General features: G+C 48.8%; 20 protein-coding genes and 2 pseudogenes. 10 read left to right on the top strand and 12 right to left on the bottom strand.

Going from position 1 to position 21654, the window contains the following annotated elements; translation table 11 throughout:
- The first annotated feature begins 228 nt into the window (after positions 1–228).
- The gene (gene yghU / locus R5268_RS06945; protein WP_218411099.1) at positions 229–1071 is read left to right on the top strand and encodes a glutathione-dependent disulfide-bond oxidoreductase; all 843 of its coding nucleotides are present in this window, start codon (positions 229–231) and stop codon (positions 1069–1071) included.
- Between the two features lie 52 nt (positions 1072–1123).
- Here yghU and R5268_RS06940 read toward each other — a convergent pair whose 3' ends face one another.
- Positions 1124–3058 carry a methyl-accepting chemotaxis protein gene (locus R5268_RS06940; RefSeq protein WP_218454833.1) on the bottom strand — a complete coding sequence of 645 codons (1935 nt, stop codon included), beginning with the start codon at positions 3056–3058 and terminating at the stop codon, positions 1124–1126.
- 236 nt (positions 3059–3294) lie between these two features.
- Here R5268_RS06940 and R5268_RS06935 point away from each other — a divergent pair, with 236 nt between their 5' ends.
- Both R5268_RS06935 and R5268_RS06930 read left to right on the top strand, forming a co-directional pair.
- The gene (locus R5268_RS06935) at positions 3295–3948 is read left to right on the top strand and encodes a DUF1007 family protein (RefSeq protein WP_317418941.1); all 654 of its coding nucleotides are present in this window, start codon (positions 3295–3297) and stop codon (positions 3946–3948) included.
- Between the two features lie 8 nt (positions 3949–3956).
- Positions 3957–4943, top strand: a complete 987-nt coding sequence (locus R5268_RS06930; RefSeq protein WP_317418942.1) for a nickel/cobalt transporter — start codon at positions 3957–3959, stop codon at positions 4941–4943.
- A gap of 42 nt (positions 4944–4985) precedes the next feature.
- Here the strand turns inward: R5268_RS06930 and R5268_RS06925 are convergent, their stop codons facing one another.
- Positions 4986–5714, bottom strand: a complete 729-nt coding sequence (locus R5268_RS06925; protein WP_317423081.1) for a hypothetical protein — start codon at positions 5712–5714, stop codon at positions 4986–4988.
- A gap of 64 nt (positions 5715–5778) precedes the next feature.
- The gene (locus R5268_RS06920) at positions 5779–6207 is read right to left on the bottom strand and encodes a DUF4189 domain-containing protein (RefSeq protein WP_317418944.1); all 429 of its coding nucleotides are present in this window, start codon (positions 6205–6207) and stop codon (positions 5779–5781) included.
- Positions 6208–7120: 913 nt separating this feature from the next.
- On the opposite strand from R5268_RS06920, the gene gadC reads away from it, so the two are divergent.
- The 6 genes from gadC (at position 7121) to fhuB (ending at position 15176) form a co-directional block, all read left to right on the top strand.
- Entirely contained in the window at positions 7121–8659 is a 1539-nt protein-coding gene (gene gadC / locus R5268_RS06915) for a glutamate:gamma-aminobutyrate antiporter (RefSeq protein ID WP_317418945.1), read from the top strand.
- A 169-nt stretch (positions 8660–8828) separates the two neighbouring features.
- Positions 8829–9191: a YibL family ribosome-associated protein gene (locus tag R5268_RS06910; protein WP_146257329.1), complete on the top strand. Its 363-nt coding sequence runs from the start codon at positions 8829–8831 to the stop codon at positions 9189–9191.
- Positions 9192–9440: 249 nt separating this feature from the next.
- Positions 9441–11516 (top strand): TonB-dependent siderophore receptor, encoded by a 2076-nt coding sequence (locus R5268_RS06905; RefSeq protein WP_317418947.1) that lies wholly within the window; start codon positions 9441–9443, stop codon positions 11514–11516.
- 2 nt (positions 11517–11518) lie between these two features.
- Entirely contained in the window at positions 11519–12292 is a 774-nt protein-coding gene (locus R5268_RS06900) for an ABC transporter ATP-binding protein (protein WP_317418948.1), read from the top strand.
- Between the two features lie 41 nt (positions 12293–12333).
- Positions 12334–13206, top strand: coding sequence for an iron-siderophore ABC transporter substrate-binding protein (locus R5268_RS06895; protein ID WP_317418949.1), 873 nt, complete (start codon positions 12334–12336; stop codon positions 13204–13206).
- Positions 13203–15176 carry a Fe(3+)-hydroxamate ABC transporter permease FhuB gene (gene fhuB / locus R5268_RS06890; protein ID WP_317418950.1) on the top strand — a complete coding sequence of 658 codons (1974 nt, stop codon included), beginning with the start codon at positions 13203–13205 and terminating at the stop codon, positions 15174–15176. The genes R5268_RS06895 and fhuB overlap by 4 nt, the downstream gene beginning before the upstream one ends.
- Positions 15177–15224: 48 nt before the next feature.
- On the opposite strand, the pseudogene R5268_RS06885 reads toward fhuB, so the two are convergent.
- Positions 15225–15344: pseudogene (locus R5268_RS06885) on the bottom strand (transposase); the annotation flags it as partial.
- A gap of 77 nt (positions 15345–15421) precedes the next feature.
- On the opposite strand from R5268_RS06885, the gene rlmF reads away from it, so the two are divergent.
- The gene (gene rlmF / locus R5268_RS06880; protein WP_317418951.1) at positions 15422–16387 is read left to right on the top strand and encodes a 23S rRNA (adenine(1618)-N(6))-methyltransferase RlmF; all 966 of its coding nucleotides are present in this window, start codon (positions 15422–15424) and stop codon (positions 16385–16387) included.
- Positions 16388–16743: 356 nt separating this feature from the next.
- On the opposite strand, the pseudogene R5268_RS06875 reads toward rlmF, so the two are convergent.
- The 8 genes and pseudogenes from R5268_RS06875 to R5268_RS06840 form a co-directional block, all read right to left on the bottom strand.
- Positions 16744–17325, bottom strand: a pseudogene (locus tag R5268_RS06875) (integrase core domain-containing protein); the annotation flags it as partial.
- 180 nt (positions 17326–17505) lie between these two features.
- Positions 17506–18342 (bottom strand): DUF932 domain-containing protein, encoded by an 837-nt coding sequence (locus R5268_RS06870; protein ID WP_317418952.1) that lies wholly within the window; start codon positions 18340–18342, stop codon positions 17506–17508.
- 102 nt (positions 18343–18444) lie between these two features.
- Positions 18445–18777 (bottom strand): TA system toxin CbtA family protein, encoded by a 333-nt coding sequence (locus tag R5268_RS06865; protein ID WP_317418953.1) that lies wholly within the window; start codon positions 18775–18777, stop codon positions 18445–18447.
- A 14-nt stretch (positions 18778–18791) separates the two neighbouring features.
- Positions 18792–19232, bottom strand: coding sequence for an antirestriction protein (locus R5268_RS06860; RefSeq protein ID WP_317418954.1), 441 nt, complete (start codon positions 19230–19232; stop codon positions 18792–18794).
- A gap of 121 nt (positions 19233–19353) precedes the next feature.
- Positions 19354–19566: a hypothetical protein gene (locus R5268_RS06855; protein ID WP_036410584.1), complete on the bottom strand. Its 213-nt coding sequence runs from the start codon at positions 19564–19566 to the stop codon at positions 19354–19356.
- Between the two features lie 26 nt (positions 19567–19592).
- Entirely contained in the window at positions 19593–20042 is a 450-nt protein-coding gene (locus R5268_RS06850; RefSeq protein WP_214232846.1) for a hypothetical protein, read from the bottom strand.
- Positions 20043–20055: 13 nt separating this feature from the next.
- Entirely contained in the window at positions 20056–20727 is a 672-nt protein-coding gene (locus R5268_RS06845; protein WP_317418955.1) for a helix-turn-helix transcriptional regulator, read from the bottom strand.
- Positions 20728–20781: 54 nt separating this feature from the next.
- Positions 20782–21510, bottom strand: coding sequence for a DUF3944 domain-containing protein (locus R5268_RS06840; RefSeq protein WP_317418956.1), 729 nt, complete (start codon positions 21508–21510; stop codon positions 20782–20784).
- Positions 21511–21654: the final 144 nt, after the last annotated feature.

Below are 21654 nucleotides of genomic sequence, written 5' to 3'. Positions count from 1 at the left end.
TGAGAGTAGGGAACCGCCAGGTTATTATTAAGTGAAGAAGCCACCCATTGGGTGGCTTTTTTGCGTTTGGGCGAAAGTAAAAATACGCTTCTCTGTAAGCCACCGGAATCCTCCCCCTGAGATCCTGATAACGATCAGCAAAAGAATTCAGTTTGTATTTTATGCACCGGAAGGTAGATTGGATAACTGATCACTTCAATCCGGCAGAAAATACAAAGGAGCATTGTTATGGCTGATCCAACCTATATCCCGCCTCAGGTGTGGGAATGGAAACAGAAAAACGGCGGGAAGTTCGCCAATACCAACCGTCCTGTTGCCGGGGCGACACATGAAAAATCCCTGTCTGTCGGTAAACACCCGCTGCAGCTTTACTCGCTGGGAACACCTAACGGCCAGAAAGTCACCATCATGCTTGAAGAACTGCTGGCTGCGGGGATTCAGGAAGCGGAATACGATGCATGGCTGATTGATATCGGTGAAGGCGACCAGTTTGGTTCCGGATTTGTTGATATTAATCCGAACTCAAAAATTCCCGCATTAGTTGACAGAAGTGGTGCCGCGCCGGTACGGATCTTTGAATCCGGCGCAATTCTGACGTATCTGGCAGAAAAATTCTCTCTGTTCCTGCCGGCAACACAACCTGAGCGGGCTGAAACCCTGTCATGGCTGTTCTGGCAGATGGGCTCAGCGCCGTTTGTCGGCGGCGGGTTTGGTCATTTCTATGCGTATGCACCGGAAAAGTATGAATATCCGATTAACCGCTATGCGATGGAAACCAAACGTCAGCTGGATGTCCTGAACCGTCAGCTGAGTCAGCATGAATTTATTGCCGGTGATAACTACACCATTGCGGATATGGCCGCCTGGCCATGGTACGGCGGGTTAGTATTAGGTGTGTTGTATAATGCGGCGACATTCCTGTCTGTCAGTGAATATCCGCATGTGATCCGCTGGGCGGAACAGATTGCCGCACGCCCGGCTGTTCAGCGCGGACGCCGTGTTAACCGCAGCGGCGGGGAGCCTTCAGACCGGTTTATCCGTGAACGTCATGATGCGTCGGATCTGGATTGATATTTCATCCTTTCCCGGCAGGTAATTTCTGCCGGGAAATCCATTCCTGTTATTAATGCGGTTCCGGTAATTTAAAGGCAGACACCATTTGTGCGAGCTGCTCGGCCTCTCTTCTCAGGATTTGTGTCCGCGAAGCGGCATCATCAATTAAAGAGGCATTCTGCTGCACTGTCGTATCCATCTCTGATACTGCGGTTGTCACCTCGGCCAGTCCCTTGCTTTGCTCCTCTCCGGCAACACGGATATCTCCCATCAGCTGCCTTACCTGCAATACATCCATCACCAGATCAGCCAGTGTTTCACCGGCTTCATGTACCTGATTACTGCCTGTTTTTACATTCTGTACGGATTCATCAATCAGCGTCTTAATTTCCTGTGCTGCCTGCGCGCTGCGCTGAGCCAGTGATCTGACTTCCGTTGCCACAACGGCAAAACCCCGTCCGGAGTCACCGGCGCGGGCGGCTTCTACAGCCGCATTCAGTGCCAGAATATTGGTCTGGAATGCAATGCTGTCAATCACCGACACGATTTCAACCATTCGTCCGGATGATGTGCTGACACTATTCATTGTCGAAATCACATCACGCATCATATCTCCGCAGCGGCTCGCGGTTTGTGCCGTGGTTTCTGCCAGCTCATCAGCCTGATGGGTATTCTCACTGTTCTGGCGGACCGTCGCATTCAGTTCTTCCATGGCGGAAGCACTTTGCTCCAGTGCAGCGGCCTGCTGCGTAACCCGTGCGGATAACTCGTTATTATTATCCGCCAGATTAACGGTATTCCCGGCCACAACAGAACTGCTGTTGCGTACAGTAAGCAGCATGGATGAAATTTTATCGGCAAACAGATTAAATGCCTGTGAGATAGCGGATATTTCATCAGCACCGCGCACATCCATGCGCCGTGTCAGATCACCTTCTCCCTGTGCGATATCATCGAGGGCTTTACGGGTTTCATCGAGGCGGGTGATCAGACGGCGTACCACCAGCCAGGAGCCCAGCAGCAGCAATGCCATTATCGGCAGCAGTACCTCCAGCACATCCTGCATCATCACTTTCGCCAGTCCGGTGATCCGCTCTTCCGGTGTCACAAGGCCGATAACCCATCCGGTATCGGCCATCGGGAACAGCATCACTTGTGAGGATGTATTCAGCTGTCCGTCATTATCAAGACGAATACTATTGATAGCTGATTGATCAGAATGCGTTTCCTTCAGTCCGGCAGCAACCGGTGCCAGCCAGGCGGATTGTGCAGCCAGTTCATCAAAGGTTTTGAATTTCTTGCTGTCATCACCCGGAAAATAGATCAGTTGCCCCTGCCGGTCTGTCACAAAGGCATAGCCGCCGGTGCTGTCACCGTATTGCTGCATAATGGCGGCGATATTATCCAGACGGATATCAGTTGTCGCGACACCGGCGAATTTTCCGTCTGTTTTATACGGCACACTGCAGGTCACCATATTCACACCGGAAATGGCATCTCTGTAAACATCCGACCATAAACAGCTTTCGGTGGATTGTTCCCGTGCATTCCGGTACCAGCTTTCATTGTGATAATTTTCGGCACCTTCCGCATTGTATTCATCAGAAAAAACCAGTTCCCCGGCGGTATTCCGTGCCCAGAAAAAGCTGCGTTTTTCGACTCCCGGCGTAAATGCACCCGGTTCCGGCCAAATACCGCCGCCGGTGATCAGACTGTTACTTTCAATCAGATTAGGCGGGATATAGCGGTACAGAGCTTCATCATTGGGCAGTACTTCTGCCAGACGTGCAAGGCTGACGGTTTTTCCGTCTGTCTGGGACAAAATGATGCTGACCCGGGATGTCAGGCCGCGTCCGGTTTCTTCTATTAATGCGGTATTAATTTCCACTACACGGGGCTGACCCCGCCACAGCATAACAACAATGATAATCGCAGTGGTTACAGCCAGGAGCAGGATGCCCCCGATAGTCAGGCGGGTTGAAATACGGGACGGATACCAGGACATACAGAACTCCCGAAACGAATAAGGGTATATTTGAGTTATCGGCGGTATGACCTATATCTTTATGGTGTTTTATTGAGCGGATGAATGAATGGCAGATATCTGTGGCAGAGATCGCACTTTCGTCATTTTATGACAGGTTTCCTGGTTCTCTGGTGTTTTTTCGTCCGGAAAAAACGGTATTTTCATTTGTATCGCTATGTTATGTTATAACACTTTGTGGCCGGGTGAGATAAGTTGTGAATTTAATCAAAAGTATGAATACGTTACTGCTCTCTTTCCTGTTTTTGCTGACATTCAGTCCGCAGGCGTTTGCACACCCGCACAGTTTTATTGATATGGAAACGACCCTTGTGACGGAAAACCATACGCTGACGGGGATTGAATATGTCTGGAAAATGGACCCGATGACTTCCGCTGATATTCTGTATGATTTAATGAACAGCAAAGAAGACAGCCCGCAATGGAAGAAGCAGGCCGCCTCCGTCATGGCGAATATTATTGCACAGTCTTATTTTTCCGAGCTGAGTTATCAGAATAAAAAACAGCCTTTTAAGCTCTTTCCGGACTTATACCGGATGACCCGGCAGGGATTGCAGATTGTGATGTCATTCCGTGTCTCACTATTACATCCGATACCGTTAGCAGGCAGTACGGTTGAACTGAAAACCTATGAGCCGACTTTTTTTGTCAGTATGACTTACAACGGCAAACGCGCGGTTCACCTCTCTCCGCCGGATGAGTCACAGTGCCGCCTGGTTTTCACCGAGGCTGATCCTTCGGATAGCCTGAAAGATTACGCGCTGTCGCTGGATACCGGCGATACCCCGGATGATGATCTGACGCTCGGGCGTCAGTTTGCACAGCAGATTACCTTACATTGCGCGGAGTGAGATAACGGATGACATCATATTCACGGATTATTCTTCAGGTCATTGTTGTGCTTATTGTTCTGTGCGCGGGCGGGCTGTTGTACAGCCAGTGGCCGTCACTGCTGCATGCCAGTGCGGGATTACAAAAGGAACTGAATTTTGAAATGGCGGCGCTGATTCAGAAAGTGGTATCTGATCCGCTGAAAGCGGGCGGGCTGCTGACCCTTTTCAGTTTCTTATACGGCTTATTGCATGCATTGGGGCCGGGTCACGGTAAAGTTATTCTTTCTGCCTATATCGCCACACATCCGGCAAAATTACGTCACAGCGCATTATTAAGTATTCTGGCTTCCCTGCTTCAGGGCACTGTTGCTGTTGTTTTGGTGTCTGTTGTGCTGTTTATATTAAATCTGTCAGTACGCCAGCTGAATAATGTCAGCCTGATAACAGAAAAAGCCAGCTATGCATTTATTATTCTTTTCGGTGGTGTCATTGTTATTCGTGCATTACGCCGCTTATTTATCAGGCTACCGGTCAGTAAACCGCAAATAAAAACCATCCGTGTGTCGGATAATAAATCCTCCGCTGTTTTAAAACCGGTTTTTCTGCAAAGCGGGCAAATTCAGACATGCAGCTGCGGCCATCAGCATGTTGTGCCCGGAAATAAAGTCACCGGTAACCTGCGGACACAAGCCGGTATGATTCTGGCCATGGGCAGCCGCCCGTGTTCAGGGGCACTGCTGGTACTGCTGTTCTCATCCGTTATCGGTGTTTTCCATTGGGGGATTATTGCTGTATTTGCAATGGCGCTGGGAACCGGCATCACTCTTTGTATAATCGCCTGGTTCGTGCACAGCATGCGCTTCCTGGCACTGCGCCTGTCCCGTCACCCGGGAAGAAAATCAAACCACGATTACGGTAATATTCTCCGGCTGATCGCCGGGGGAATTTTTATTATTGCCGGGCTGCTGATGTATCAGGGAGCGGGAATGTCTGCGGGCGGGATTTTTATCTGAAATCAGAAGACACCGGACTCAGCCGGTGTCTTATATTCATCGCTATTTAACCAGTTTCAGTACCAGTTCCGGTGCCATTTCTCTTCTGACACTGTCCAGTGACGGCATAATATTACCGGGGTGCCTTGATTCGCCCATATATGCGGGTTTGTAGAGAATTTCAATCATTTGCTCGTAGATCAGGTTATTGATCTCATTACTGGTTTCATCCAGTCCGCCCCGGCTTTTATTCCGGACGAATTCATATTTCGTACTATTTTTTGAATTGCCGTAACGGTACATCGGAGCATGAAGTCCGCCGGAAAAACTACTTCTGTAATTTTTTAATTCTTCGTTATAGACAAAGGTATAAATCAGATCAACGCGGGCATATAAGCTTTTGGATGAATCGCCATATAATGACTGATAGGTTTCAAGATTTTTCCGGCAGGCTTCCGTGAATAGCTTATAATTTTCAGCATCAGCAGCCATACCGACATCAATCAGAATAGTGTAAATATCCTGCCGGATATAAGTACTGTCCTCAGGTGTTATTTCCCAGTAAATATCCTCTTTGCTTTTACCTTTCTTTTTAAGCTGATATGCTTTGGATACACCGTCACCAATCTCAGAGCATGTTATTGTTTTACCATACATTCTGTACGCGGCTATATTTAAATTGTCACTCTTGGGTTTGTTTTTTCCGCCGGTAAGGCCGGATAAATCATAGCCCGCACATCCTGTCAGTATCAGAGGGAATACGCATAACAGTAATTTCATTTTTGTGATCATATTTATCATCCCGGAAGCTATTTATCACTATAAAGATAATCATTATCTTTGCTTGTAAAAATATTTAATAGACACGGTACGTACAGGCTAAAACCGTAATTTTACAGTCTGTTTCTGCAAGGCTGCGTACTTTGGAGCGGCGTTTATCATTACGGGTTTTATTCAGATTAATATCGTTTATTTTATCTTCACATTGTGTAAGGGCATATGAGCGGAGATCACGATCACTGCCACCATAATATTTTCCGGTAAAATCATAGCGGCGGGAATACACAATGGTTCCACAGGCGTTATTGAATGTCATATACCCGCAGGACGGGCAATCTTCTTTAAGTGCCTGTTCAGCCCTGTCTGCTGTCGGATAATCGGTAAACGCGGATGTCTGGCCGGTTTTCGGGTCAAAACCGACAGCTCCGTAACAGTTAGGAGCCCAGCAGGCATAGCCGGATGCGGACATAAAAATAAAGAGAAAACAGCCAAATAACACTTTCATAAGATATCCCTGTCAGTTTTCCGTTAAAATAAGTGTATCCCATCGGTTTAAATGGAGTAAAAAATATCTGTTCTGTAAAACTACCTGCTTATTCGTTTTTTTTCTTCCCCAAATTACTATTTGACAGGCTAAAGATGTGAAAATATTAAAAGGTAATCGTTTGATGTTAATTGATGCCGGGAAATTAGCCATTCAGGTAAGAATCAGGTATTTATTTTTTGTAATATTAAGTGATCTCTGCAGAATGAAAAAAGTATGCAGTGGTGGTCATCAGCAACCGCCGGACACAAACCGGAATGATTCCGGCGATGGACAGCCATGCGTGTTCAGAGGCTGCTGTCAGTACTGCTGTTCTCATCCGTTACCGATTATTGATGTACCAGACCGTCTGTACACCCGGGGGGGACCGTCTGACGGCCCTTATTTATATCAATTATTGTATGTCACCAGCAATTATCTGGCCATATACTCTATTTTTTACTTTCCGGAAGTAACTTTTTATAGTTATGAATAAATTTTTTTCATAAAAACATACACGATGTATTTCCATAATACATAAACCATTATTTGCGTTAATATGGCAAATCCCGGGCTGTTTTGGTGTAGTTTAGTATTATCTGTCAATAAGCACTCATTAATAAATACTAAGAAATCAAGTGATTTATGTGGTTATGCTTTAGTAATTGGTGGGTTAGTGATTTATTTTGATGAATTCAAAACAATATTATCATTATGAAACTAAAGTCAGATGATTTGACAAGTTTGGATTAAGGGATAATAGTTATTAAATTAATCAATAGTGATTATGCTCACGACTCATTTTTTTATCAGACCAGAGAATATCATGGTCTTTGGTCCGCCGGTGGAACGCAGATCAAAGAATTGATGTTATTAACTATATCAGGTGGATAGTATGACAACGACAGCGTCTGGTGCCGGGAAACTGACTTTATTGGGTTTTTTTGCGATTACTGCCTCTATGGTTATGGCGGTATATGAATACCCGACATTTGCAACATCCGGTTTTAGTTTGGTTTTTTTCCTTTTATTAGGCGGGTTATTGTGGTTTATTCCTGTTGCTCTTTGTGCGGCGGAAATGGCGACGGTAGAAGGCTGGGAAGAGGGCGGAATATTTGCGTGGGTTTCTAACACACTGGGCGAGCGCTGGGGATTTGCCGCTATTTCATTTGGTTATCTGCAAATTGCAATTGGCTTTATACCTATGCTCTATTTTGTATTAGGGGCGTTATCTTATATCCTTAACTGGCCGGAACTGAATAACGACCCGATAGTAAAAACTATCGGTGCATTAGTTATATTATGGATATTGGCATTTTCTCAGTTTGGCGGTACAAAATATACAGCAACTATCGCTAAAATAGGTTTTTTTGCCGGTATTTTATTACCGGCACTTATTTTGGTATTCCTCGCTATACATTATCTCATCAGTGGTGCACCTTTAGCGACTGAAATCAGCGCATCGACTTTTTTCCCTGACTTCACAAAAATAGGCACATTAGTCGTTTTTGTTGCTTTTATATTGAGTTATATGGGGGTTGAAGCTTCAGCAACACACGTTAATGAAATGGAAAACCCGGGAAGAGATTACCCGGCTGCGATGTTTTTACTGATGATAGCGGCTATTTGTTTAAGTTCAATTGGCGGATTATCTGTCGCGGTTTCTATTCCGGTCAGTGAAATCAATCTGTCCGCCGGGGTGGTACAGACATTCAATGTTCTGGTATCGAGTTTTAGTCCTGCACTTGAGTGGACAGTCCGTATTATTGCTGCACTCTTATTATTAGGTGTCCTTGCTGAAATAGCATCATGGATTGTGGGGCCATCCCGCGGAATGTATGTTGCTGCCCAAAATGGTATTTTACCGAAAAGCTTTGCTAAGGTGAATAAAAACGGCGTTCCGGTTACATTAGTCATTTCACAATTATTGATCACAACCATTGCCATCATTGTGCTTACCAATAGTGGAGGAGGCGGTAATACCTCTTTCCTGATCGCATTAGCCCTGACCGTTGTTATTTACCTGTGCAGTTATTTTATGTTGTTTCTCGGGTATATGTATTTAATCTGCAAACTACCTGAGAAAAAACGGGTATTTAATATACCGGGCGGTAAAGGTTTTAAACTTGTTGTGGCATCTGCCGGTTTTATTCTGTCGGTCCTTGCCTTTGTTGTTTCTTTCTTTCCGCCAAGTTCATTGCCGGGCGGCGCAAGCAATGAATCTTATGTGATGCTGCTGGGTATCAGCTTTGTAATCATTTTTCTGATACCATTTATAATCTATGCATTTCATAATAAGCAGGGTAAAAAAACCGGAATATCAATGATACACATTAAAACCCATAACGCTCCGGCTGGTCATTTCTTTATCCATCCCCGGGCACGATCTGCATATCATTTGGTTCATGATGATAAAAAAGACCAAAGCGAGTAAAATATTAAACGAATAAGATCACCAATGGTGGTCTTATCCGTTAATAAAAAGGATAAATTATAGTCAGGAATAGTCATATTAAAACAACTGACAATCCGCTTCCTTTTTCGTACCCTCACAGAGAATAGTGTATACTTCGCAGCAGGAAATTTATTCACGGTTAATTAAAATGAAAGAAAACGAAAAAGTAAAAATTAAGCTTCTCAGCGACCGTTTAGACCTTATCCGTCACCGGATGGAAAATATGCTGCAGAAGAACGAAACGGAAAAGTACGAAGAACTTGAGAAAGAAAAAGCTGAGCTGGAAACTGACATTGCCCGTCTGAAGGTACTACACAGCACAAAACTCAGCAAAGAAGCGCAGAAGCTGGCGGGTATGCCGTTCAAACGTCTTATCACGAAGAAAGAGCAGGCTGATATCGGCAAGCTGAAGAAAACTGTGCGGGGCCTGATCATTGTCCATCCGATGACGGCATTAGGCCGCGAAATGGAACTGGACGGTATGACCGGTTTTTCTAAGACTGATTTCTAGCCGGAAAATCAATCCGGCTCAAACCTGCCATAATCCGCTGATACCGGAAGGTTCTTAATTCCCGGTTTGCAGCCATGGCGAAAATCTCTTTCACCCGTAAATACACCCGCCGCTCACCGGCGCGGATAGCACGGATGCGTTCGGGTGACCTCTTCCTTTTCTTCAGTATCGGTTAAATTTTAGTTCCATACAGCATAATCATAGTTAATAATACTCATTATCGTTATTATTCGTCTTTTCAGAGGCGCTATGGCTAATTTTTCTTATTTCAAACCTTCAGTTATCACACTTCATGTTTTCGTTGCCCTTTGTGCTGTACCTGCGTACTCACAAACAGCAAACAGTAATACTTCTGACACTGTTGTTGTCAGTGCTGGGGTGCTGAAAGTTGACACCGCATTACAGGAAACACCGCAATCCGTTTCTGTTATTACGCAAAAAGAGCTGGAAACCCGCGCACCGCAAAAACTGGATGAAGCACTGCGCTACACCTCAGGGGTAACAGCTCAGCCTTACGGTGCGGATAATGATACTGACTGGTTTAAAGTCCGTGGTTTTGATGCCGCGACCTATCTGGATAACAGTCGTTTATTCCGCGACGGGTATTATACCTGGCTGCTTGAACCTTATGGTTTCGAACAAATTGAAGTTGTTAAAGGGGCGTCTGCGGTTCTGTTTGGCGAATCTACCCCCGGTGGTGCTGTAAACGTGGTGACTAAAAAGCCGCTGTTTACCCCGAAAGGGGAATTTTTCCTTGAAGCTGGAAATAATGATCAGCGCGGGTTTGGTTTTGATGTTGCCGGTCATGCCAGCGATGATGGTGATATCCGTTACCGGGTAGTCGGTTTGATGAAACAGGCGGACGGTGAACTGGATAAAACGGATAACAAACGCATTTATCTGGCGCCTTCACTTGCGATGGCGCTTTCTGACGATACCATGCTGACACTGATGGCAACGTATCTGCATGATGACGGTACACCAACCAACCCGTTTTTCCCTGCAGCCGGTACACTGATCGATTCACCTTACGGAAAAATTAAACCGTCAGCGAATCTTGGCGAGCCGGATTATGATAAATACAAGCGCTCACAGTTTTCTGCCGGATATCTGCTGGAACACGATATTGACACGACCTGGCGTTTCTCCCAGCGCCTGAATTATGGTTATAATTCACTGACGCTGCGCAGTGTGTATGCATTTCCGAACGCAGATACATCTGCAACCTCTCTCGCCCGCGGTGTTGTATTCCGTGACGGTAACAGCCAGAGTATAACATTCGATAACAACCTGACGGGACAATGGGATTCAGAACGTCTGGAGCACACCCTGCTGGCAGGGGCTGAAATTCAGTATCACCGGACAAAAGGTGATGAACAGGACAGTTATGCATTCAGTCCGATCAATCCGTGGAATCCGGTCTACGGACAATACGTACCACTGGACCCGGCCGACAATATTAACCGGACAATCAATAAAACGCAGGCAAGCCTCTATTCCCGGTACCAAATCAAGCTGGACGGTAAATGGATCGGTGTTGCCGGGGTGCGCTATGATCAGGTAAAAACTGAGAATAAAAATCAGACAGCCCATAATGATAAATCCCGGAATGATGGTGAGGTGAGTGTCAATGCCGGGCTGATGTATCTGGCGGATAACGGGTTATCACCCTATACCAGCTATTCACAGTCATTTGAAGTGATGAGCACCATCGACCCTGCGACCGGCGATTTGTATAAACCGCTGAAAGGTGAACAAATTGAGGCCGGAGTCAAATATACGCCTTCATTCCTCGATGGTTATCTGAATATTGCCTGGTTCAGTATTGAACAGAAAAATGCACTGGTTACCAATCCGGATACTTCTGTTGCCACACAGACAGGAAAAGTCACCTCAACGGGGGCTGAAGCTGAAGGATTTGTGCAATTGACTGATAATGTCAATGTTCAGGCATCCTATACCTACACAAATGCCAAAACAGATAATACCGGTGGTCAGGGACGCAAACAGGCTGCGCTTATCCCTGAGCACATGGCATCCGCCTGGGTCAATTACACACTGCCGGTAACCGGCAGCGGAGAACTGACACTCGGTTCCGGTGTCCGCTATCTCGGTAAATCAAAAGACAATCCGGCGAGCAGTAATCGTACTGTGTCCGCTGCTGCATTATGGGATGCTGCGGTCATTTATAAGCTGAACAAACAGTGGCAGCTTCAGGTCAATGTGAATAATCTGCTGAATAAAGAATATATTTCTGCATGTGATTATTACTGCTATTACGGCCAATCCCGTTCTGTTGTCGTTCAGACCAAATACAGCTGGTAGTTATGTTTGAACTGAATGATATCCGTGTTGTGCGTGACGGGAGGGTAATTTTATCCGTCCCGTCCCTGACGATCCCGGCAACGGAACTGACTGTTGTGCTTGGTCATAACGGGTCAGGAAAATCCACCCTGGTTGATCTGCTGGCCGGTCAGACCCGGCCGGATCAGGGGGAAATTTTGCTGAATAATAAAAACCTCACCGGTTACACCAAACGGGAGCTGGCACAACAAGTGGCATTTTTGCCGCAAAAACTGCCGGTTTCTGCCGGGCTGACCGTCCGTGAACTGGTCAGTCTGGGACGTTTTCCCTGGCGCGGCATATTTGGCCGCCGGCATCCGGAAGATAACATTATTATCTCACAAGCCATGGAGAGTGCCGGTATCACGGAATTTGCACAAATACCCGCCGATAATTTATCCGGCGGTGAACGCCAGCGCGCATGGGTTGCCATGTTACTGGCACAGCAATCACCGGTACTGATCCTCGATGAGCCGACATCCGCACTGGATATTCATCATCAGTACCAACTGATGAGGCTGCTGCAGGATTTAAACCGCACACAGCGTACCGGTATCATCGTTATCCTTCATGATCTTAATCTTGCATTGCAGTATGCAACCCATATTATCGCCCTGAAAAAAGGCAAAGTAGCGTTTGAAGGCGATGCTGCATTGCTGGAGGATGAAACCCGTCTTTCCGGATTATATGAAACGGCTATCAGGTTAATACCGCATCCGGATACGGAACAACGAAAAGTGGCAGTCGTATGCAACTGATGTTATTACGTTTAATCCGGTTATCCGCCCTGTTTTTTTTGATGTTTGCGGCAGCAGGGCAGGCGGCTGTCACAATAAATGATGACCGTGGCGGGCACACGTTTGAAACCATACCGCAGCGGGTCGTGGTGCTGGACTGGGATCTGCTTGAACAAACGCTGTCATTAGGGATAACCCCTGCCGGGGCAACAGAAACCAGCGGTTACCGGCAGTGGGTCGGACTGCCCGTACTGACAGAAAGCGTGGCTGAAACCGGAACCCGGGCAGAACCGAATCTCGAAAAAATAGCCGGACTGAAGCCGGATGTTATCCTGGCGGGTGCATCACAGGCAGATCTGATTCCGCTGTTAGAGCAGATAGCGCCCGTCGTTTATCTGACTAATTTTTCATCAGCAGATGATGCCGCTCCGGTGGCTATCCGTCACCTTAAAACGCTGGGGATACTGTTTGGCAGAGAACAGCAGGCGGATGAACAACTGGCTGCTTTAACACAGCGGTTTACGGAGCTGAGCAATAAACTGGCTGCTGTTTATCCGCCGGGTACCCGGGTTACTGTCATTCGTTTTTCCACGCTGACCACCGTCTTTCTGCCGGCTGATAATTCTGCTGTTAACTATGTACTGCGTAACCTTGGCCTGACACCGGCAATCCCTCTGGACGCGCAGCCCTGGGGAATCGCCCAGCGGCGGATCAATGTATTACAGGACGCCGGTGATGGTTATGTTCTCTGGTTTCGCCCTTTTCCTGAAGAAAAAAAACTGGCAGACACCCGTTTGTGGCAGGCGATGCCATTTGTGAAGCAGGGCAAAATTAATGGCGTTGCGCCGGTCTGGAATTACGGTGGCGTCAGTTCATTGCAGCGGATGGCGGATGCCATTACGGATAGTTTGCTGGAGATTGCGCCCGCCTCATGAAAATCCGTTACCTTATACTCTTTCCGCTGCTGTTTATTCTGCTGATAGTGATTAACTTACAGCTTGAGCCCGGCTTATCTCCGCAACAGCAACTCAGCCTGATTTTTACGCCGGAAGCGGCACAAACGTTTCCGGCTGTATTTTATCTTTACGGACAATTGCCGAGACTTTGTATGGCATTGCTGGCTGGTGCGACGCTGGGGCTGACCGGCAGCCTGATGCAACAGCTGACACAAAATAACCTCACGTCCCCGATGACACTCGGAACATCATCCGGAGCCTGGCTTGCACTGGTTATTTTATCTGTCAGTTTCAGTGAATTGTCTGCTGATTATGCCGTTCCTGTTGCAACCGCAGGCGCGCTGCTGGCGTTTGCATTTGTCATCCTGATTACAGGAAGCCGTAATATTACAGGATTACCACTGATTGTTTCCGGTATGGTGGTCAATATTCTGCTTGGTGCCATTGCAACCGCGGTAATTACACTGAATTCGCAGTTTGCGCAAAATATTTTTATGTGGGGAGCCGGCGATCTGACTCAGGATGGCTGGCAAAATGTCACTGATGTTATGCCGCGCCTGCTGCCTGTTCTGTTTATTCTGCTGTTCGCCCCGCGGATACTGACGGTATTACGGCTGGGACACCAGGGCGCACAAGCACGCGGATTATCTGTTTTGCCGGTATTTTTGCTGTTTATGGTACTTTCAGCATGGCTGGTTTCAGTCGTGATCAGTACTGCCGGTATGATTGGCTTTATCGGATTGCTGGCACCGAATCTTGTCCGGATTGCCGGTGCACGCACTGCGTTACAGGAGCTGATTTTCTCTGTGATTGCCGGGGCGTTTTTACTGTTGTTTGCTGACACCCTGGCTCTGGCTCTCGGGCAACTGATGCAGACGGTGATCCCGACCGGTGTGATGACTGCCGCCATTGGTGCGCCTGCACTTATTGTATTCAGCCGCCGCCGTTTCACCGCACAGGATCAGATGACCATTATTCTGAAACCGGTTATTTCTCCCCGTTTTCTGCCGCACGCAATGAGTGTTGTTGTACTTCTGCTGTTTGCCGGGCTGATGACCACGATCTTTTTTCAGCAATCGGAAACCGGCTTCCTGTGGGGGGCTCCGGAGCCTTTCCGCTGGTCTCTGAGATGGCCGCGGTTATTGTCAGCTGCCACGGCAGGTGTTGCACTGGCGCTGGCCGGAACCCTCTTACAACGGTTAATTTATAATCCGCTGGCAAGCCCGGATATTCTTGGTGTGTCATCCGGTGCAACGGTTGCACTTATCCTGATAAGCGTGCTAACGGGAAATATGATTCAGACTTCCCTCTGGGGAGCAGCACTGACCGGCAGTGCTCTGGTACTGGGGATTCTGCTTTTACTCGGACGCCGGCATCAGTTTGCACCGGCAACATTAATCCTTACCGGGATTGCGCTGACGGCGGGACTGGAAGCCTTTGTGCAATTCTTTCTGGCGCAGGGGGCATTGAGTAATTACCGGATACTGCTGTGGCTGTCCGGTTCCACCTATCGTGTCAGCGGAGAGCAAAGTGTACTTTTTGCATCCGTGATTGCCGGACTGACTGTTATCATACTGGCGCTCAGCCGCCGTCTGACGCTGATATCCATCGGCAGAACATTTGCTCAGGCCCGCGGATTGCATACCGGCCGCACCGCTCTGCTGATGCTGATACTTGTCGCCCTGTTGTGTGCTCTGGTGACTGCAACTGTCGGACCACTGGCCTTTACCGGTCTGATTGCGCCACATATGGCGGCGTTGTGCGGTGCTCAGAAAGTGAAATCACAGCTGATTTTTGCCGGTCTGGCAGGCGCGGTTCTGATGATATGGGCGGACTGGCTGGGACAAACGCTTATCTGGCCGTCACAGATAGCAGCCGGAACATTGGTGTCTGTCCTTGGCGGCAGCTATTTCCTGGGGTTAATGCTGGTCAGCCGCTTCCGGAAATAATCATAAAATATACCGGGATACAGCCGAAAAGGGAACCCCGGCTTCCCGGTTGTAGTAGCTGGTTTCGGATATACCGGTCTCACGGCAGATATCTTTGACTGTCCGTCCTACTTCGACGGACTTCAGAACGGCGATAATCGGATGTTCAGTCAATCGGGCTTTGCGCATAGTGATCTCTTCCCTTTCTTCAGTACCGGTATATGGTATCGTACGCGCCAGAAATACCTTTAAGAGAGCCCTTCACGGTGGAAAAAAAGAAAACCTTCCTGCAGCAGAAAAGCGGCTTGCACCCGCGTAACCGTCATCGCTCACGCTATGATTTCCCGGCGCTGATCGCCAGTTGCTCTGCACTGGAGCCGTTCGTCAAGCCGAACGCCTGGGGCGACATTTCGGTAGATTTTGCCGATCCTGCGGCGGTTAAAATGCTCAACCGTGCGTTGCTGCAACATTTTTATGGCATCGAATACTGGGACATTCCCGCCGATTATCTGTGCCCGCCGATCCCGGGGCGTGCCGACTATTTACACCATCTGGCCGACCTGCTGGCGACCAGCAACGGCGGTGAGTTCCCTCGCGGTAAAGGCGTGGCGATCCTTGATGTGGGTGTTGGCGCCAACTGTATTTATCCGATTATTGGCCTGCGCGAATACGGCTGGCGTTTTACCGGTTCGGAGATTGATCCGGTATCGCTCAATACGGCCAAAATGATCGTGGAGATGAATCCGACACTGAGAAACGGTGTGCGTCTGCGTTTACAAAAACAACCCGAATTTATTTTGAACGGCATCATCGGCGTGGCGGAGAAATTTGATGCCACACTGTGTAATCCACCGTTCCACAGCTCTGAACAGGAAGCGGAAGCCAGCACCCGCCGCAAACTGCACAAGCTGGGTAAAGGCGAGGTAGCCGACACGCCGGTACATAACTTTGGCGGCAAAAATAAAGAGCTATGGTGTGAAGGCGGTGAAGAAGCCTTTGTGCGTAAAATGGTAGAGGAGAGCGTTAGCCTGGCGCAAAACTGCCTGTGGTTCACCTCGTTGATTTCTAAAAACACTACCTTGCCTTCGATTTATCACGCGTTGAAGCTGGTGGGTGCGGCCGAAGTCCGTACCATTGAAATGGCGCAGGGGCAAAAAATCAGTCGCTTCGTGGCCTGGACTTTCCACGACGCACAACAGCAGGTCGCCTGGGCGACAGAACGCTGGCGTTAATTTCCCTGGTGCCGGTTATTTAACCGGCACTGATAAAACTTCGCATTTCCCTTTCAATTTCTGCATGTTGCGTTATTCTCAATATGTCTTCCAATACTAAAAATCTTAAAAAAGTTATTTATTCAAAATACAATAGTTACCTTACTTAATTGATATTTTAATCCGGTATATATACCCAACGTAATTCAAGCTGCAGGCTGAGCGCAGCCAACGAACCTGCGGTTTGAATGAATAAGGGTATATATCCGTGATCAATTAAGATACTTGATTTTATGACGTTTGAGGATCAAGCTCCATCTCATAAAAATAGAACTGACCGCAGAACAACGGATAGCCCTTGAGGTGTCCATTTCCCCTTATCTGAAACAGTTCTGATTAGAGTTTTCCGGTTGCTTCCGGTAAAGCTCAGGCGGAAGATTACTCAGGCTTTCATGTGTCCGGTTCCGGTTGTAATCCTGCATCCGGAACCAGGCCATTTCTTTCACCTGACTCAGTGACTCAAACAAATACGCATTTAAAAATTCACGGCGGAATGAGCCGTTAAAACGCTCAATAAAACCGTTTTGTTGTGGTTTTCCCGGCTGAATATAATTCAGAGTGACCTCATTTTCTGTACAAAACTGAACCAGTTTATCCGATATAAATTCAGACCCGTTGTCCACCCGGATATATTCCGGTAACCCGCGTTCTTCTTTTAACCGGGATAAAATACGAATAATCCGCTCTGCCGGTAATGAAGTATCGACCTCAATTGCCAGGCACTCGCGGGTACTTTCATCAATAATATTCAATGTTTTTAAACATTTACCGTAGTACAGACTATCGCTCATAAAATCCATTGCCCAGCCTTCATTAATTCGGGTTGCGGTAATTAACGGTACTTTTATTCGCTCAGGTAGTTTTTTCTTTACCCGCCGTTTCAGGTTTAAGCCCAGCCGGCGATCACAGGAGTCGCATATGGCTATAAATTCATTGATTTTAAGATAAAATATTGATGTTGATAAATAATGAACCCCCTAATGCACCCCCGAGATAAAAACCATACCGGAATCGGAGATTATTTTTCAGAGGTTACAGTGACCTTCCTGATTCGCCTGTTTGGTAATTATACACAAAACTCACACGGGTTGACGACTTCTGAAATGCTCATACATTTTTTCTGTCATCACCCACAACGCTTTGTTCAGACGGATATCACCATCGATACCGGTCACGGCCCGGGTGTGTGATCGTTTCCCCTTGGCTGTATGTCCGGACAACCCACCTTTAATCAGGTTCTCCTGTAAACGCTGGTATACTGTCCACAGGTCATCCTTCTTATCTTCCCACCTGCGGGGTTGCAGCACCTGCTCTTCCGTGACCGGCTGGTGGCCATCCCCGAACCGGTACGTGATAGCGGCATGCGCCAGCGCCTGCTGTGCCGGTAGTGGTAACAACAGAGACTGCATCTGTTCTCGTTTTTCAGCCACCGCATCAAACGTTTCCAGCACTTCATAAGCCCCTTCAATCACTTTATCGACGACATTACCTTTGTGCGGCACTCTGACCTCACCAAAGGTATCACCACAGACCAGCCCGTTCTCACAAACTGCACGAAATAATCCCGGCAGCATCTGATAACTGCTGGAGCCATCATGACTGTTTAACAAAATAATTTCCGGTACCTGGATACCGGTGATCTGGTTATGACGGCGAAGGCGCAGCATATGTTTGGTGTGCTCCCGGCGGCTATCGTCGCGGACACGGGTCTGACAGGCAAAGAACGGATAAAAACCTTCTTTCTGCAGGCTCTCAAGCAGGGTGATGGTGGGAATATAGGTATAGCGTTCACTGCGGGATTCATGTTTCTCTGCTGAAAAGACACTGGGTACAGTGCAGTATAATTCTTCGGTGGTTAACGGACGGTCACGACGAATGATATTCGCCCTGCCGAAGCGGGAGGCTAAACGGGTCATACTAATACTCCTGTAAAATTAAACGGATAAAAGGGTGGACAGGTAAAAGCCGGAGCCGAAGGTGTAAAGGACGCGATAAAATGGGGTACGGAGGCGGGCTTTTTATACAGAGGTGTATCGGCTGGTGGTGTGAGTTCTGCGGTGTACTGTCAGACCAGTTGCTTTCCGTGCCCGCAGAATATCGGTCGCAGTGATACCGAGTGACGGCTCAGTGATACCGTTGTTGCGCCGGCCAGTGCGGACCAGGGCGCATTTCCCCGCAAAGGCATTCAGTGCCTCACACAGTGACACCCCGCGACAAAAACAGGCCTCAATCACGCGCTCATCACTGAATTCCGTGTCATTCAGAGTGAGGCCGTAATGCTGTTGCAGCAGGTAAGTCAGCAATGTCTGCCAGACTGCCGCCGGTGACGCAGATAATGTTGCTTTTTTCATGGTGTTGCTCCCCGTTAATCAATAAGGCGAAAAATAGCGGCACACTCCTTATGCTGAAGGGCGTAGTCCCGTAACTGATAAAAATACTCCACCAGCACGGGACTCTCAGTGTTAAATGACCAGAGACTGTAAGTGATGAGGCATACCGCGATACCGGCCGCTTCCGGGCTCAGTTCCGCGTCATTGCCGTTATGCGGATTAAACAGGTACAGCGTGGTCTCCGGCATATCCGGCCAGATAAACGCACCGCCGTTGGTGAGCATGCTGAACTCCCAGAAAGCGCCATAATAAACGTCACACAGTTCGCTCATCCGGGTAAAAATGTCACCTTCCAGGCGCTGCCAGTCCGATACGCTGCCGAAATAAAACCGCCAGAATGTGTCTCTGCCCCGGGGATGAACCAGATTGCTTTTGATGGCTGCGGGCTCTTGGAGCGGAAGGGCTGATAATGTCATTGTGAAATTCCTTTGTATTTATGGGTAAGTGGGTTACTGATTTGTGAATGGGCATAAAAAAACGGCAGACTGTGAACGTCTGCCGTCAGGGGTGATGTAATAAACCAGTCTTCTGTTCAGGTCAGCGGGGAAAGAGCCGACCCAGCAGACGGTCAAGGGTACCGCCCAGCACGGCTGAGCAGGCCAGCGCGGCACTGAGGCCTGCCGCCAGCTTTTCCGCTGCGGAGGCATCCTCATTGTCTGCCGCCTCAGCCGCAGCCTGCCAGGCACAGTACGTAGCTAACGCTACCGTTACCACACCGAGCGTGGTGGCCATTAATTTAAAAACAGACATCTGTATTTCCTTTTTACATGCCTCAGTTACTGCGGACCGGACCAGCTGTCAGTATCCATCTGCAGGAAGGACTCACAGTCTCCCTCTCCGGCTTTACAGACCCGCTCCGCGACGGATTTCGGCGGCCATTTCTTACTGGTTTCATACTCCATACCGTTATTATCGATACAGCCCACCTTCAGCCAGTTGGCCTGAGCCCCGGTGTTATAATAAATACTGCTGATACAGGTCATGGCCACCGGAGCCGGATGGCCTTTGGATAAATCCGCTCTTGTCTCACTTTTCAGTTCTCCGGCAGGGAGTGGCTGCCACGCAGGTTTCCGGCCTTTGCCGTCGTTCTGCATTTTCAGCTGCTGCCCGTATTCCGGGGTCAGGTAATAAGTGTAACGGTCAGGCTGCACCTCACCGGGCATGCGCAGTGCAAAAACCGGGGCGGACAGCAGTAAACAACCAAGCAGTGTCAGACTTCTTTTCATGGTGACATCCTTATTAAGGTAATGAACGGATAAACTGATAATGGGGTAATGCGGTGATAAATTCGGGCCGGGTGACCGTCCGTGCGATAACCGCATCCTGCCGGAAGCGGCGTCCGGACACAGCAATGTTCTGCAGCTGGCTGAACCGGAACACCCGCAGGGCAGACTGCCATTCCCCGCACAGATACCAGTCCCGCTGAAAGTAAATCAGCTTGTAGGGAGCCATGCCCTCATGGTCCTGACCGTCACAGCGGAAGCTGAGCAGCCGCCTGCGGACAATCGCCTGTGTCACCACATAAAAGCCACCGAACAGCGTCGGGGCGGATTGCGGTGGCTCATGGTAGACCAGACAGGGGGCACCGTTTTCCGGACTGAGCAGAACGGACAGCAGCCTGCGGTCAAGCGAAGGGAACAGCGGGGTGATATGGGTGATATCGGCAAAGTACAGGATATCGCTGTCTGTCCGGTAAGGGCGCTGACCGGCGGCCAGCCGGTATCCGCCCTGATACGGCTCCGTGTCCAGAAAGACCAGGCGCTCACTGAAATCACGCTGCAGTGTGCGGGCCGAGACATTAAACTCACGGGCGAGCTGTGCCGGATACAGTGTTTCGCCGCGGAACAGGCGGCTGATAATGATGGCCAGCCGTGACGCAAGCCGGTCATGGCGTGAATCTGACGTATGCATGAGCGCAGCCTCCGTGAGTCAGTCAGATAAAAAGGGAATAGCGGAATACGGAAATCAGGCCGCCAGGGCCTTCTGACGCAGGTACGCCACAATGATGCAGGCCGGAACGGTGACCCGGTAAGCGGGACCGGCAATATCGGCTATCAGCCAGGCGGAGCTCAGCGCAATCCCGACGGGACCGGCCAGTACCCCCAGCGCGCGGTTGGCGGCAAAGAGCGTACCCCAGGTGGCAATACCGCCCATGGCTTCAATCACACCGACAGCGGCAATTGTGGCAAACTGCAGGGCTGCGACACCGGAGCTGGTCACGGCGGCCTGCACCGCGAGCAGAATAAGCTGGGGAGTCGGCGCGGACAGATTCAGCTTCAGTCCGTCCGCAAAACGGACCAGCTCGTCCTGTGACATCTCCCGCAGGCTTTTCTCCAGGACTTTCATCAGCAGGTTAAGTTCGGTGGTTTCCACCGGACTTTCTTTGTTGTAGTTCACTTTCAGCTTGTCGCAGACATCGTGCAGAATTTCACGGTAAAGCACGCCTTTGTTACCGCGCAGCAGCGTGACAAGGCTGTTAGCCCCGAAGGCCTGCAGTTCGGCACAGATGGCTGGCCAGTACTTCTGATGGTCAGGGTAAAAGAGCTGATATTCCGGTGAGGCGGTCAGAGACTCCGCCAGCCGTTTTTTGCCGTCTTTACTGTCGTGAGTCAGGACGGAGACCAGCAGACTGAGGTCTTCATTGCTGCACTGCCCGATAAACGCGAGGTCAGGGTCGATACGGTAGGTTGCCATAACAGAAATTCCTTACAGGTGATTTAAGACAACCACAGCATAACAAAGGGGTCTGACAGGGTATGACGCGGAAAATCGCTGTTTTCGGGGGGTAAAAAACGGGAAAACGACAGGGTGTGTCGCCGGTCAGTTATCCTGACCGGT

Source organism: Morganella sp. BCCO 40_0007 (assembly GCF_032989665.1).
Classification (GTDB): domain Bacteria; phylum Pseudomonadota; class Gammaproteobacteria; order Enterobacterales; family Enterobacteriaceae; genus Morganella; species Morganella sibonii.
The sequence above is the reverse complement of the archived record's forward strand: the minus strand, read 5'-3'. Positions and strand labels throughout refer to the sequence as shown.

What these genes read in the sequence shown, in the direction of transcription:
- R5268_RS06855 (WP_036410584.1), bottom strand. Translation starts at nt 19,566, where the DNA reads ATGTCTGTTTTTAAATTAATGGCCACCACGCTCGGTGTGGTAACGGTA.
- R5268_RS06840 (WP_317418956.1), bottom strand. Translation starts at nt 21,510, where the DNA reads ATGGCAACCTACCGTATCGACCCTGACCTCGCGTTTATCGGGCAGTGC.
- gadC (WP_317418945.1), top strand. Translation starts at nt 7,121, where the DNA reads ATGACAACGACAGCGTCTGGTGCCGGGAAACTGACTTTATTGGGTTTT.
- R5268_RS06900 (WP_317418948.1), top strand. Translation starts at nt 11,519, where the DNA reads ATGTTTGAACTGAATGATATCCGTGTTGTGCGTGACGGGAGGGTAATT.
- R5268_RS06930 (WP_317418942.1), top strand. Translation starts at nt 3,957, where the DNA reads ATGACATCATATTCACGGATTATTCTTCAGGTCATTGTTGTGCTTATT.
- R5268_RS06850 (WP_214232846.1), bottom strand. Translation starts at nt 20,042, where the DNA reads ATGAAAAGAAGTCTGACACTGCTTGGTTGTTTACTGCTGTCCGCCCCG.
- R5268_RS06870 (WP_317418952.1), bottom strand. Translation starts at nt 18,342, where the DNA reads ATGACCCGTTTAGCCTCCCGCTTCGGCAGGGCGAATATCATTCGTCGT.
- yghU (WP_218411099.1), top strand. Translation starts at nt 229, where the DNA reads ATGGCTGATCCAACCTATATCCCGCCTCAGGTGTGGGAATGGAAACAG.
- R5268_RS06895 (WP_317418949.1), top strand. Translation starts at nt 12,334, where the DNA reads ATGTTTGCGGCAGCAGGGCAGGCGGCTGTCACAATAAATGATGACCGT.
- R5268_RS06860 (WP_317418954.1), bottom strand. Translation starts at nt 19,232, where the DNA reads ATGACATTATCAGCCCTTCCGCTCCAAGAGCCCGCAGCCATCAAAAGC.
- R5268_RS06910 (WP_146257329.1), top strand. Translation starts at nt 8,829, where the DNA reads ATGAAAGAAAACGAAAAAGTAAAAATTAAGCTTCTCAGCGACCGTTTA.
- R5268_RS06865 (WP_317418953.1), bottom strand. Translation starts at nt 18,777, where the DNA reads ATGAAAAAAGCAACATTATCTGCGTCACCGGCGGCAGTCTGGCAGACA.
- R5268_RS06940 (WP_218454833.1), bottom strand. Translation starts at nt 3,058, where the DNA reads ATGTCCTGGTATCCGTCCCGTATTTCAACCCGCCTGACTATCGGGGGC.
- R5268_RS06905 (WP_317418947.1), top strand. Translation starts at nt 9,441, where the DNA reads ATGGCTAATTTTTCTTATTTCAAACCTTCAGTTATCACACTTCATGTT.
- R5268_RS06845 (WP_317418955.1), bottom strand. Translation starts at nt 20,727, where the DNA reads ATGCATACGTCAGATTCACGCCATGACCGGCTTGCGTCACGGCTGGCC.
- R5268_RS06920 (WP_317418944.1), bottom strand. Translation starts at nt 6,207, where the DNA reads ATGAAAGTGTTATTTGGCTGTTTTCTCTTTATTTTTATGTCCGCATCC.
- R5268_RS06925 (WP_317423081.1), bottom strand. Translation starts at nt 5,714, where the DNA reads ATGATCACAAAAATGAAATTACTGTTATGCGTATTCCCTCTGATACTG.
- fhuB (WP_317418950.1), top strand. Translation starts at nt 13,203, where the DNA reads ATGAAAATCCGTTACCTTATACTCTTTCCGCTGCTGTTTATTCTGCTG.